The sequence below is a fragment of the Streptomyces sp. SID5464 genome, assembly GCF_009862985.1.
GTDB lineage: Bacteria > Actinomycetota > Actinomycetes > Streptomycetales > Streptomycetaceae > Streptomyces > Streptomyces chartreusis_D.
The window spans coordinates 407,175-419,115 of the sequence record NZ_WWIQ01000022.1 but is presented as its reverse complement, the minus strand read 5'-3'; the positions used below and the strand labels follow the sequence as shown (position 1 = coordinate 419,115).

Below are 11,941 nucleotides of genomic sequence, written 5' to 3'. Positions count from 1 at the left end.
GAAGTGACAGTGCCACTCAGCCCCCGCGTCTGCGACGTGATCCAAACGACAGGCCCTAGTTCTGCACCAGTTGCCCCGTACTCCCAACGGGTGAAGCTGGCTATCGGGGAGCGTTTACCAGGCGGCCCACCGAGGCGTCAGGCCTCCCGCCGCACCTCCACAACCCTGAACCGGTTGGCGACGAACGCCCCGTCACACAGCGCCGCACTCGCCGCCGGATTGCCGCCCGACCCATGGAAGTCGGAGAACGCGGCCGTCTGGTTCACATACACCCCGCCCGTGAGATTCAGTGACAACTGCGCCGCCTCCTCCAGGCACACCTCCCGCACGGCCTGCTCGACCTCCGGGTCGGTCGTGTACGCCCCGACGGTCATCGCGCCCTTCTCCCGGACGGTGCGCCGCAGCAACTCCGCCGCGTCCGCCGCCGAGTCGACCGCCACGGCGAAGGAGACCGGCCCGAAGCACTCGCTCATGTACGCGGCCTCCGCGTCCGGCTTGGCCCCGTCCAGCTTCACGATCACCGGCGTACGGACGACCGCACCGGGGAAGTCCGGGTTGGTGATCTCCCGGGAGGCCAGGGCGACTTCGCCCAGCCCCGCCGCCGACTCCAGCCGGGCCTTCACGTCCGGGTTGACGATCGCGCCCAGCAGCGCGTTCGCCCGGGCGTCGTCGCCCAGCAGCCCGTCGACCGCCTTGGCGAGGTCGGCGACCACCTCGTCGTACGACTTGGGGCCCTGGTCCGTGGTGATGCCCTCGCGCGGGACCAGCAGGTTCTGCGGGGTCGTGCACATCTGGCCGCTGTACAGGGACAGCGAGAACGCGAGGTTGGAGAGCATGCCCTTGTAGTCGGACGTGGAGTGGACGACCACCGTGTTGACGCCGGCCTTCTCCGTGTAGACCTGCGCCTGGCGGGCGTTGGCCTCCAGCCAGTCGCCGAACGCGGTCGAGCCCGTGTAGTCGATGATCCGGATCTCGGGACGCGTCGCCAGGGTCTTCGCGATGCCCTCGCCGGGGCGCTCCGCGGCGAGCGCCACCAGGTTCGGGTCGAAGCCGGTCTCCGCGAGCACCTCGCGGGCGACCTGCACGGTGAGCGCGAGGGGCAGCACCGCGCGCGGGTGGGGCTTGACCAGGACCGCGTTGCCGGTGGCGAGGGAGGCGAACAGGCCCGGGTAGCCGTTCCACGTCGGGAAGGTGTTGCAGCCGATGACCAGGCCGATGCCGCGCGGGACGGGCGTGAACTGCTTGGTCATGGCCAGCGGGTCGCGCTTGCCCTGGGGCTTGGTCCACTCCGCCGTGTCGGGCGTGCGCACCTGCTCCACGTACGCGTACGCCACCGCCTCCAGGCCGCGGTCCTGCGCGTGCGGCCCGCCCGCCTGGAACGCCATCATGAACGCCTGGCCGGAGGTGTGCATGACCGCGTGTGCGAACTCGTGCGTCCGGTCGCTGATGCGCTTGAGGATCTCCAGGCAGACCACCGCGCGCTGCTCCGCGCCCGCGTCCCGCCAGTCCCGCTGCCCGGCCTTCATGGCGGGCAGCAGCACGTCGAGGTCCGCGTGCGGGTACGTCACGCCCAGGTCGATGCCGTACGGGGAGGTCTCGCCGCCCACCCAGTCGTCCGTGCCCGGCTGGCCGAGGTCGAGGCGGGTGCCGAGCAGGGCGTCGAAGGCGGCCTTGCCCGCGGCCGCGTCCAGGCTGCCGTTCTCCCCGTAGGCCTTGGGGTGCTCGGGGTGCGGGGACCAGTACGCGCGCGTGCGGATCGCTTCCAGCGCCTGGTCGAGGGTGGACCGGTGCCGGGCGATCAGCTCGTGCGCCGAGAGTGCGGCGGTCATGGGTGACCAACTCCTCGTCTCAAGAACTCTTCGTCGAGTTCATGACCTGGGCAGAAACCTGGGCAGGAACGGACGGACAGAGCTAGAGTAACCGAACGATCGGTCGGTTCAAGGGGGTCCGCCGCATCTGTGGAAAACCCCGTGCGGGAGGATCGCGCACATGACAGCACTCGACCTCAGCAGCCCCGTGGCCGTCGTCGGCACCGGCACCATGGGCCAGGGAATCGCCCAGGTCGCGCTGGTCGCGGGCCATCCCGTACGGCTGTACGACGCCCTCCCGGGACGGGCGCGGGAGGCCGCCGACGCGATCGGGGCCCGCCTCGACCGGCTCGTCGAGAAGGACCGGCTCACCGGCGCCGACCGGGACGCCGCCCGGGCCCGGCTGCTGCCCGCCGAGTCGCTCTCCGAGCTGGCGGACTGCGCCCTGGTCGTCGAGGCGGTGCTGGAGCGGCTGGACGTCAAACAGGACCTGTTCCGCGAGCTGGAGGGCGTCGTCGACGACGACTGCCTGCTCGCCACCAACACCTCGTCCTTGTCCGTCACCGCCATCGGCGGCGCTCTGCGCACCCCCGGCCGCTTCGTCGGTCTGCACTTCTTCAACCCCGCGCCGCTGCTCCCGCTGGTCGAAGTCGTCTCCGGGTTCGCCACCGACGTCACGTACGCCACGCGCGCGTACGAGACCGCCCGCGCCTGGGGCAAGACGCCGGTCGCCTGCGCGGACACCCCCGGCTTCATCGTCAACCGCATCGCCCGGCCCTTCTACGCCGAGGCCTTCGCGGTCCACGAGGCGCAGGGCGCCGACCCGGCCACCATCGACGCCGTGCTGCGCGAGTCGGGCGGCTTCAGGATGGGCGCGTTCGAGCTGACCGACCTGATCGGCCAGGACGTCAACGAATCCGTCACGCGGTCGGTCTGGCAGTCCTTCTTCCAGGACGTGCGCTTCACGCCGTCCCTCGCCCAGCGCCGCCTGGTCGAGTCCGGCCGGCTGGGCCGCAAGTCGGGCCAGGGCTGGTACGACCACCGGGACGGCGCCGAGCGCCCCGAGCCGGACACCGCCGAGCAGCGGCAGCCGCCCGCGTACGTCGTCGCCGAGGGCGACCTGGGCCCGGCCGCCGACCTGCTCGCGCTGATCCGCGAGGCGGGCATCCGGGTCCGCGACGAGGACGACGACAACGGCACCCGCCTGGTGCTGCCGAGCGGCGGCCAGCTCGTCCTCGCCGACGGGCAGACCTCCGTGGAGTTCCGGGACGTCGTCTACTTCGACCTCGCCCTGGACTACCGCAGGGCCACCCGGATCGCCCTGTCCGCCTCCCAGGACACCTCCCCGCAGACCCTCGCCGAGGCCACCGGCCTCTTCCAGGCGCTCGGCAAGCAGGTCAGCGTCATCGGGGACGTACCCGGCATGATCGTCGCCCGTACGGTCGCGCGGATCATCGACCTGGCGCACGACGCGGTCGCCAAGGGCGTGGCCACCGAGGAGGACATCGACACCGCGATGCGCCTCGGGGTCAACTACCCCCTGGGTCCCTTCGAGTGGAGCCGCCGGCTCGGCCGCTGCTGGGCCTACGCGCTCCTGGACGACCTGCACCTGCGCGACCCCTCGGGGCGCTACGCGCCGTCCCTCGCGCTGTACCGCCACGCCCACGCCTCCGACAAGCGGGAGGGCAACGCCTCATGACCACCGCCAAGCGCGATACCTACACCCCGGACACCCTGCTGTCCGTCGCCGTCCGGGTGTTCAACGAGCGCGGCTACGACGGCACCTCCATGGAGCACCTCTCCAAGGCGGCCGGCATCTCCAAGTCGTCGATCTACCACCACGTCGCCGGTAAGGAGGAGCTGCTGCGCCGTGCCGTGAGCCGGGCGCTGGACGGCCTCTTCGGGATCCTCGACGAGGAGCACGCGCGCGTGGGGCCCGCCGCCGAGCGACTGGAGTACGTCGTCCGGCGCATGGTCGAGGTGCTCATAGCCGAACTGCCCTACGTGACCCTCCTGCTGCGCGTGCGCGGCAACACGGACACCGAGCGGTGGGCCCTGGAGCGCCGCCGCGACTTCGACCACCGGGTGGCCGACCTGCTCAAGGCCGCTGCCGCGGACGGGGACGTGCGCGGCGACGTAGAGGTGCGGCTGGTGACCCGGCTGGTCTTCGGCATGATCAACTCGATCGTCGAGTGGTACCGGCCGGACGGGCGGGGCATGAGCGAGCGCGAGGTGGCCGACGCGGTGGTGCAGCTGGCGTTCGGGGGTCTGCGCAAAGCCGGGTGACGCGCTCCTGCGTGCCTCAGCCCTGCGGCTCCAGGTCCTCTTCCTCGAACACCAGCAGGGTGCGCGTGCTGAGCACCTGCGGGATCGCCTGGAGCCGGGTCAGCACCAGCTCGCGCAGCGCCCGGTTGTCGGACACGTGCACCAGCAGCAGCACGTCGAAATCCCCGCCCACCAGGGCGATGTGCGAGGCACCGGGCAGCTGTCTGAGCTCCTCGCGCACCGTGCGCCAGGAGTTCTGCACGATCTTCAGGGTGATGTAGGCGGACGTCCCCTGGCCCGCCCGTTCGTGGTTGACGCGGGCGCCGAAGCCGCGGATGACACCGTCCTCGACGAGCCGGTTGATGCGGGCGTAGGCGTTGGCGCGCGAGACGTGGACCCGCTCGGCGACCGACCGTATCGAGGCGCGGCCGTCCGCCTGGAGCATGCGCAGGATGTCCTGGTCGATGGCGTCCAGCGGACGCGGCGGGGGCAGCGGGCCGCTGTCCTCCTGGCTTTCGGCCATTTGTTCAGATGCCACCTGCGCCGACCTCCCCACCATGGACGTACTGCGTCCATCTCAGGTTGTGGAGAACCGTTTGTCCACAGCCTGAGGCCACCCGTAGCCAAATTGTGCCGACGACCGAACAATCGGTAGGTGAGGCGCGTCACAGCCGACGCGCCTGCACGAAGCCGCTCCCACGAGGAGGTGCCGTCATGACGGTCATGGAGCAGCGGGGCGCGTACCGGCCGACCCCGCCGCCCGCCTGGCAGCCCCGCACGGACCCCGCGCCGCTGCTGCCCGACGCTGAGCCGTACCGCGTCCTCGGCACCGAGGCGGCCGCGAAGGCCGACCCCGAGCTGCTGCGGACGCTGTACGCCCAGCTGGTCCGCGGCCGCCGCTACAACGCGCAGGCCACCGCGCTCACCAAGCAGGGCCGCCTCGCCGTCTACCCCTCCACCACCGGCCAGGAGGCCTGCGAGATCGCCGCCGCGCTCGTGCTGAAGGAGCAGGACTGGCTCTTCCCCAGCTACCGCGACACGCTCGCCGTCGTGGCCCGCGGCGTGGACCCCGTCGAGGCGCTCACGCTGCTGCGCGGCGACTGGCACACCGGCTACGACCCCTACGAACACCGGGTCGCCCCCCTGTGCACCCCGCTCGCCACCCAGCTGCCGCACGCCGTGGGCCTCGCCCACGCCGCCCGGCTCAAGGGCGACGACGTGGTCGCGCTGGCCATGGTCGGTGACGGCGGCACCAGCGAGGGCGACTTCCACGAGGCGCTGAACTTCGCCGCCGTCTGGCAGGCCCCGGTGGTCTTCCTCGTGCAGAACAACGGCTTCGCGATCTCCGTCCCGCTCGCCAAGCAGACCGCGGCCCCGTCGCTGGCCCACAAGGCCGTCGGCTACGGCATGCCCGGCCGCCTGGTCGACGGCAACGACGCCGCCGCAGTGCACGAGGTGCTGAGCGACGCCGTACGGCACGCGCGCGCGGGCGGCGGGCCCACCCTGGTCGAGGCGATCACGTACCGCGTCGACGCCCACACGAACGCCGACGACGCGACCCGCTACCGCGGCGACGCCGAGGTCGAGACCTGGCGCGAGCACGACCCGATCCAGCTGCTGGAGCGGGAGCTGACCGCGCGCGGCCTGCTCGACGAGGCCGGAAAGCAGGCCGCGCGGGACGCCGCCGAGGCGATGGCCGCCGACCTGCGCGCGCACATGAACCAGGACCCGGCACTCGACCCCATGGACCTGTTCGCCCACGTCTACGCCGAGCCCACCGCGCAACTGCGCGAGCAACAGGACCAGTTGCGGGCTGAGTTGGAGGCCGAGGCCGAGCCGGAGGGGGGCACGCACCGATGACCACCGTCGCCGTCAAGCCGGCCACCATGGCACAGGCCCTCACGCGCGCGCTGCGCGACGCCATGGCCGCCGACCCCGCCGTGCACGTCATGGGCGAGGACGTCGGCACCCTCGGCGGCGTCTTCCGCGTCACCGACGGACTCGCCAAGGAGTTCGGCGAGGACCGCTGCACGGACACCCCGCTCGCGGAGGCGGGGATCCTGGGCACGGCGGTGGGCATGGCCATGTACGGCCTGCGCCCGGTCGTGGAGATGCAGTTCGACGCGTTCGCCTACCCGGCGTTCGAACAGCTCGTCTCGCACGTGTCCCGCATGCGCAACCGCACCCGCGGCACGATGCCGCTCCCGATCACCATCCGCGTCCCCTACGGCGGCGGCATCGGCGGTGTCGAGCACCACAGCGACTCCTCCGAGGCGTACTACATGGCGACTCCGGGGCTCCATGTCGTCACGCCGGCCACCGTCGCCGACGCCTACGGCCTGCTGCGCGCCGCGATCGCCTCCGACGACCCGGTCGTCTTCCTGGAGCCGAAGCGGCTGTACTGGTCGAAGGACTCCTGGAACCCCGAGGAGCCGGCGCCGGTTGCACCCATAGGCCGCGCGGTGGTGCGGCGCCCGGGCCGGAGCGCCACGCTCATCACGTACGGGCCGTCCGTACCCGTCTGCATGGAGGCGGCCGAGGCGGCCCGGGCCGAGGGCTGGGACCTGGAAGTCGTCGACCTGCGCTCCCTGGTGCCGTTCGACGACGAGACGGTGTGCGCCGCGGTGCGGCGGACGGGACGCGCGCTCGTCGTCCACGAGTCGGGCTCCTTCGGCGGCCCGGGCGGGGAGATCGCGGCCCGGGTCACGGAGCGCTGTTTCCACCACCTGGAGGCGCCGGTGCTGCGCGTGGCCGGGTTCGACGTCCCGTATCCGCCGCCGATGCTGGAGCGCCACCACCTGCCCGGTGTGGACCGGATCCTTGACGCCGTGGGGCGTCTGCAGTGGGAGGCCGAGAGCTGATGGCACACGCTTCTGGTATGCACAGCCTGGAGTTCAAGCTGCCCGACCTCGGCGAAGGGCTCACCGAGGCGGAAATCGTGCGGTGGCTCGTCGAGGTCGGAGACCTCGTCGAGATCGACCAGCCGGTCGTCGAGGTCGAGACGGCCAAGGCGATGGTGGAGGTGCCCTGCCCCTACGGCGGTGTGGTCACGGCCCGCTTCGGCGAGGAGGGCACGGAACTGCCCGTCGGGGCGCCGCTGATCACGGTCGCGGTGGGGGAGCGGCCTCAGTCCGGTACCGGGGACGCCGCCGGAGCCGAGAATTCCGGGAACGTCCTGGTCGGCTACGGCACGTCCGAGGCGCCCGCGCGGCGACGCAGGGTGCGGCAGGACAGGCCGGTGTCCGGCGCGCCCGCGGCAGGTTCTCGGGCGGTGACCGGACAGAGCACCGTCCCGGCGGCGGTGAACGGGCAGGCGGGTGCCCCCGAGACCGAGGACGGCCCCGTTCCCGTGATCTCGCCCCTGGTGCGCAGGCTGGCCCGGCAGAACGGCCTCGACCTGCGGGAGCTGACCGGGTCCGGCCCCGACGGGCTGATCCTGCGGGCGGACGTGGAGTACGCGCTGCGTGCCGCTGCCCAGTCGGGTGCGGTGGCGCCGACGGCCGAGCCGCACACCCCCGAGCCGCAGGCGGCGGGGACGGCCGCCGCGGCGCAGCCCACCGCGACAGCGGCCCGTGGCGAGATCCGCACCCCGCTCAAGGGCATCCGGGGCGCGGTCGCCGACAAGCTGGCGCGCAGCCGCCGCGAGATCCCGGACGCGACCTGCTGGGTGGACGCCGACGCCACGGAGCTCATGCGGGCGCGCACGGCCATGAACGCGGCCGGCGGCCCGAAGATCTCCCTCCTGGCGCTGCTGGCCCGGATCTGCACGGCGGCCCTCGCCCGCTTCCCCGAGCTCAACTCCACCGTGGACGCGGAGGCCAGGGAGGTCGTCCGGTTCGACCACGTGCACCTGGGCTTCGCCGCGCAGACCGACCGGGGACTGGTCGTCCCGGTCGTCCGGGACGCGCACGCGCGCGACGCCGAGTCGCTGACCGCGGAGTTCGCCCGGCTGACCGAGGCGGGCCGGACCGGGACGCTGACGCCCGCGGAACTCACCGGCGGGACCTTCACGCTGAACAACTACGGCGTCTTCGGCGTCGACGGCTCCACACCGATCATCAACCACCCCGAGGCGGCCATGCTCGGCGTAGGCCGCATCGTCCCCAAGCCGTGGGTGCACGGGGGCGAGCTGGCGGTGCGGCAGGTCGTCCAGCTCTCGCTCACCTTCGACCACCGGGTGTGCGACGGCGGCACGGCGGGCGGCTTCCTGCGCTACGTGGCGGACTGCGTGGAACAGCCGGCGGTGCTGCTACGGACGCTGTGATTCCGTCCGGCCCCGGCAGGACGGACGCTGTGATTCCTGTTCGGCCCGTGAGCTGGTGCCCGTGAGGGTGTCGGTTCCCCCGCGTTCCTTGTGATCGCGGAGGCACGCATACTCGGGGGATGACCGCCTATCAGCCCCCCGGTGAATCCGGCGCCGGCACCGGCCCCGCGCGCGGGCCGGCCCCCGCCGCGTACGACGCCGTCGTGCTCGCCGGCGGTGCCGCCCGGCGCCTCGGAGGCGCGGACAAACCCGGTGTGCGCGTGGGCGGCCGGGCCCTGCTCGACCGCGTGCTCGCCGCGTGCGCGGGAGCCCGCGGCACCGTCGTCGTCGCCGCGCCCCGGCCGACTGCCCGGCCCGTGACCTGGGCCCATGAGGACCCGCCCGGCGGCGGACCGCTCGCCGCGCTCGACGCCGGGCTCCGGCACACCACGGCGGAGCACGTCGTGGTGCTCTCCGCCGATCTGCCGTTCCTGGAGGCACGCACGGTCGACCGGCTGCTGAGCACGCTCCGGGCGAGCGCCGCCGACGGCGTGCTGCTGACCGATCCCGAGGGACGTGACCAGCCCCTCGTGGCCGCGTACGACGCGTCTCGGCTGCGCGAGGGGCTCGCGCTCCTCACCGACCGGCACGACGGTCTCGCCGGTCTCCCGCTGCGGCGGCTGATCGCCGAGCTGAACCTCACCCGTATCTCCGACCCCGTCGCGTCCTTCGACTGCGACACCTGGGACGACATCGCCACCGCCAGGGCACGTATCAGGGAGCATGGGCACGTGTTGGATGAATGGATTTCCACCGTCAAGGACGAACTGGGCATCGACCTCGAGGTCGACATCCGCGGCCTGCTCGACCTCGCTCGCGACGCCGCCCACGGGGTGGACAGGCCCGCGGCGCCACTGACCACCTTCCTCGTCGGCTACGCGGCCGCACAGGCAGGCGGCGGCCCCGAGGCGGTCGCCGAGGCCGCCCGGAAGGCCGCGGCCCTCGCCGCCCGCTGGGCGGAAGAAAGTACCGAAACGACCCAGACCTCCGGCGCCGAGCCCCAGCCCGACGTCGCCCCCGACGCGACGCCCGACACCCGCCCGGACGCCGGATGACCCCGCACGGCACACGCGCCGGTGAGGACGCCGAGGACCTCGACGTCGAGGAGGTGCTCGCTCTCGTGAGGAACAGCAACGACCTGCCCGGCCCCGCCGATCGAGGTGAGACGCACAGCCCCCGCGCCTCCGACCAGCCGGACACCTCTCCCCGGCCGGACACCCGTCACCACGCCACCCCCTGGCCGGAGGCCCGGGCCACCGCCGAGCGCGCCGCCCGGAACACCGCCCGGGCCGCGCGCCGCCGACCGGTCTCCGTGCCTCTCGAAGCCGCCCTCGGCCTCACCCTGGCCGCGCCCCTCGACGCCCTCACCGACCTCCCCTCCTTCGACACCTCCGCGATGGACGGCTGGGCGGTCGCCGGGCCCGCCCCCTGGGACGTACGGGACGACGGCGTCCTGGCCGGGCACGCCGCCGCCGAGCCCCTGACCGACGGCGAGGCCGTCCGGATCGCCACCGGCGCCCGCGTCCCCCCGGACACCACCGCCGTTCTGCGCAGCGAGCACGGCCGCACCGACGACAAGGGCCGCCTGTACGCGACCAGGGACGTCGTCCCCGGCCAGGACATCCGCCCGCGCGGCCAGGAGTGCCGCAACGGCGACCAGTTGCTCCCCGTGGGCACCCTCGTCACCCCGGCCGTACTGGGGCTCGCGGCCGCCGCCGGATACGACGTCGTCACCGCCGTCCCCCGCCCTCGTGCCGAAGTCCTGGTCCTCGGCGACGAGTTGCTCACCGAGGGACGGCCGCACGACGGTCTGATCAGGGACGCGCTCGGCCCGATGCTGCCGCCCTGGCTGCGGGCGCTCGGCGCCGAGGTCACCGCCGTACGACGCGTCCACGACGACGCCGACGCCCTGCACCAGGCGATCACCACGTCCGACGCCGATGTCGTCGTCACCACAGGCGGCACCGCCGCGGGCCCCGTCGACCACGTCCACCCCACGCTGCGCCGTATCGGTGCCGAACTCCTCGTGGACGGCGTCAAGGTGCGCCCCGGCCACCCCATGCTGCTGGCCCGCATCACGGAGACCCAGCACCTCGTGGGCCTGCCGGGCAACCCGCTCGCCGCCGTCTCCGGACTGCTGACGCTCGCCGAGCCGTTGCTGCGGACCCTCGCGGCCCGCCCGGCCCCGGAGCCGTACACGCTGCCGCTGAGGGACGCCGTGCACGGGCACCCGTACGACACCCGGCTCGTCCCCGTCGTCCTGCGGGGCGACCAGGCCGTGCCGCTGCACTACAACGGACCGGCCATGCTGCGCGGCATCGCCGCGGCCGACGCGCTGGCCGTCGTACCCCCCGGCGGTGCCCGTGCGGGGCAGGAGGCGGAACTGCTCGACCTGCCCTGGGCGTCCGGAGGAATCGGGGTGTGTTTCACGTGAAACTTCCGGGCCAGGACGCGATCGCCCGCCAGGCGGACGAGCATCTGGTGACCCATCGGGTGAAACTCCCGAGGAAAGTGGTGGAGCACCCGATCGGCCAGGTCGCCAAGCGGCTCTCCATGGCACTGGTGGTCCTCGTCGCGACCGCCCTGATCGTCTACGCCGACCGCGACGGCTACAACGACAACGCGGGCGGGGGCATGACGCTCCTCGACGCGTTCTACTACGCGACCGTCACCCTCTCCACGACCGGTTACGGCGACATCACCCCTGCCAGCGATACCGCCCGGCTCACGAACATCCTCGTCATCACGCCCCTGCGCGTGCTGTTCCTGATCATCCTGGTCGGCACCACCCTCGAAGCCCTCACCGAACGCACCCGGGAGGAGTGGCGACTGACCCGCTGGAGGTCCACCTTGCGCGATCACACCGTCGTCATCGGATTCGGTACGAAGGGCAGGTCGGCGATCCGGACCGTCTGTGCGACGGGCCTGAAGAAGGAGCAGGTCGTCGTGGTCGACCCCAGTTCCAAGGTGATCGACGCCGCGGCCGCCGAGGGCTACGCGGGGATCGTCGGGGACGCCACGCGCAGCGAGGTGCTGAAGCGGGCCGAGGTGCACAAGGCGCGCCAGATCATCATCGCGACGCAGCGCGACGACACGGCGGTCCTGGTGGCGCTGACGGCCCGGCAGCTCAACCGCGGAGCGAAGATCGTGGCCGCCGTGCGGGAGGAGGAGAACGCGCCGCTGCTCAAGCAGTCCGGCGCCGACGCGGTCATCACCAGTGCCAGTGCCGCCGGCCGTCTGCTCGGCCTCTCGGTGCTCAGCCCCTCCGCGGGCATGGTGATGGAGGACCTCATCCAGCAGGGCAGCGGCCTCGACATCGTCGAACGGCCGGTGGTCAAGGCCGAGGTGGGCAAGACCCCGCGGGAGATCACCGACCTGGTGGTGAGCGTCATACGCGGCCACCGGGTGCTCGGCTACGACGATCCGGCTGTCGGGACGCTGGAGCTGACCGACCGGCTCATCACGATCGTGCGGGCGACGCCCGGCTCACAGACAGCGCCCGACTTCCGGCCGATGCCCCCCATGCCGCGCAACTGACCGGCACGGCAGCGAACGGCCGGCCGCC

At 72.8% G+C, this 11,941-nt stretch carries 10 protein-coding genes; 8 read left to right on the top strand and 2 right to left on the bottom strand.

Features of this window, described 5'->3' with window-relative positions:
* Positions 1-137: 137 nt before the first annotated feature.
* Complete coding sequence (gene paaN, locus GTY47_RS17425) at positions 138-1,829, bottom strand: phenylacetic acid degradation protein PaaN (protein ID WP_010032543.1); 1,692 nt, start codon at positions 1,827-1,829, stop codon at positions 138-140.
* Between the two features lie 160 nt (positions 1,830-1,989).
* Between paaN and GTY47_RS17420 the strand changes: the two genes are divergently transcribed.
* Both GTY47_RS17420 and GTY47_RS17415 read left to right on the top strand, forming a co-directional pair.
* Entirely contained in the window at positions 1,990-3,507 is a 1,518-nt protein-coding gene (locus tag GTY47_RS17420; RefSeq protein ID WP_010032540.1) for a 3-hydroxyacyl-CoA dehydrogenase, read from the top strand.
* On the top strand, positions 3,504-4,094 hold the full coding sequence (locus GTY47_RS17415) for a TetR/AcrR family transcriptional regulator (RefSeq protein ID WP_010032538.1): 591 nt from the start codon (positions 3,504-3,506) through the stop codon (positions 4,092-4,094). Before GTY47_RS17420 ends, GTY47_RS17415 begins: the two co-directional genes overlap by 4 nt.
* Before the next feature lie 16 nt (positions 4,095-4,110).
* Here GTY47_RS17415 and GTY47_RS17410 read toward each other — a convergent pair whose 3' ends face one another.
* Positions 4,111-4,596, bottom strand: a complete 486-nt coding sequence (locus GTY47_RS17410) for an Lrp/AsnC family transcriptional regulator (RefSeq protein WP_010032535.1) — start codon at positions 4,594-4,596, stop codon at positions 4,111-4,113.
* Positions 4,597-4,787: 191 nt separating this feature from the next.
* Here GTY47_RS17410 and pdhA point away from each other — a divergent pair, with 191 nt between their 5' ends.
* The 6 genes from pdhA to GTY47_RS17380 all read left to right on the top strand — a co-directional run bounded on the left by pdhA (position 4,788) and on the right by GTY47_RS17380 (position 11,913).
* The gene (gene pdhA, locus GTY47_RS17405; RefSeq protein WP_010032534.1) at positions 4,788-5,933 is read left to right on the top strand and encodes a pyruvate dehydrogenase (acetyl-transferring) E1 component subunit alpha; all 1,146 of its coding nucleotides are present in this window, start codon (positions 4,788-4,790) and stop codon (positions 5,931-5,933) included.
* Positions 5,930-6,934 carry an alpha-ketoacid dehydrogenase subunit beta gene (locus tag GTY47_RS17400; RefSeq protein WP_010032533.1) on the top strand — a complete coding sequence of 335 codons (1,005 nt, stop codon included), beginning with the start codon at positions 5,930-5,932 and terminating at the stop codon, positions 6,932-6,934. Before pdhA ends, GTY47_RS17400 begins: the two co-directional genes overlap by 4 nt.
* The gene (locus GTY47_RS17395; RefSeq protein WP_029180670.1) at positions 6,934-8,337 is read left to right on the top strand and encodes a dihydrolipoamide acetyltransferase family protein; all 1,404 of its coding nucleotides are present in this window, start codon (positions 6,934-6,936) and stop codon (positions 8,335-8,337) included. Before GTY47_RS17400 ends, GTY47_RS17395 begins: the two co-directional genes overlap by 1 nt.
* A 119-nt stretch (positions 8,338-8,456) precedes the next feature.
* A complete protein-coding gene (locus GTY47_RS17390) occupies positions 8,457-9,431 on the top strand; it encodes an NTP transferase domain-containing protein (protein ID WP_010032531.1) in 975 nt (324 codons plus the stop codon).
* Positions 9,428-10,810 carry a molybdopterin molybdotransferase MoeA gene (locus GTY47_RS17385; protein ID WP_010032529.1) on the top strand — a complete coding sequence of 461 codons (1,383 nt, stop codon included), beginning with the start codon at positions 9,428-9,430 and terminating at the stop codon, positions 10,808-10,810. Before GTY47_RS17390 ends, GTY47_RS17385 begins: the two co-directional genes overlap by 4 nt.
* Positions 10,807-11,913 carry a potassium channel family protein gene (locus GTY47_RS17380; protein WP_010032527.1) on the top strand — a complete coding sequence of 369 codons (1,107 nt, stop codon included), beginning with the start codon at positions 10,807-10,809 and terminating at the stop codon, positions 11,911-11,913. The genes GTY47_RS17385 and GTY47_RS17380 overlap by 4 nt, the downstream gene beginning before the upstream one ends.
* The last annotated feature ends 28 nt before the right edge of the window (positions 11,914-11,941 follow it).

Bases quoted from the DNA above. Each gene is read 5' to 3' on its own strand.
- paaN (WP_010032543.1), bottom strand. From the start codon at position 1,829: ATGACCGCCGCACTCTCGGCGCACGAGCTGATCGCCCGGCACCGGTCC.
- GTY47_RS17420 (WP_010032540.1), top strand. From the start codon at position 1,990: ATGACAGCACTCGACCTCAGCAGCCCCGTGGCCGTCGTCGGCACCGGC.
- GTY47_RS17415 (WP_010032538.1), top strand. From the start codon at position 3,504: ATGACCACCGCCAAGCGCGATACCTACACCCCGGACACCCTGCTGTCC.
- GTY47_RS17410 (WP_010032535.1), bottom strand. From the start codon at position 4,596: ATGGCCGAAAGCCAGGAGGACAGCGGCCCGCTGCCCCCGCCGCGTCCG.
- pdhA (WP_010032534.1), top strand. From the start codon at position 4,788: ATGACGGTCATGGAGCAGCGGGGCGCGTACCGGCCGACCCCGCCGCCC.
- GTY47_RS17400 (WP_010032533.1), top strand. From the start codon at position 5,930: ATGACCACCGTCGCCGTCAAGCCGGCCACCATGGCACAGGCCCTCACG.
- GTY47_RS17395 (WP_029180670.1), top strand. From the start codon at position 6,934: ATGGCACACGCTTCTGGTATGCACAGCCTGGAGTTCAAGCTGCCCGAC.
- GTY47_RS17390 (WP_010032531.1), top strand. From the start codon at position 8,457: ATGACCGCCTATCAGCCCCCCGGTGAATCCGGCGCCGGCACCGGCCCC.
- GTY47_RS17385 (WP_010032529.1), top strand. From the start codon at position 9,428: ATGACCCCGCACGGCACACGCGCCGGTGAGGACGCCGAGGACCTCGAC.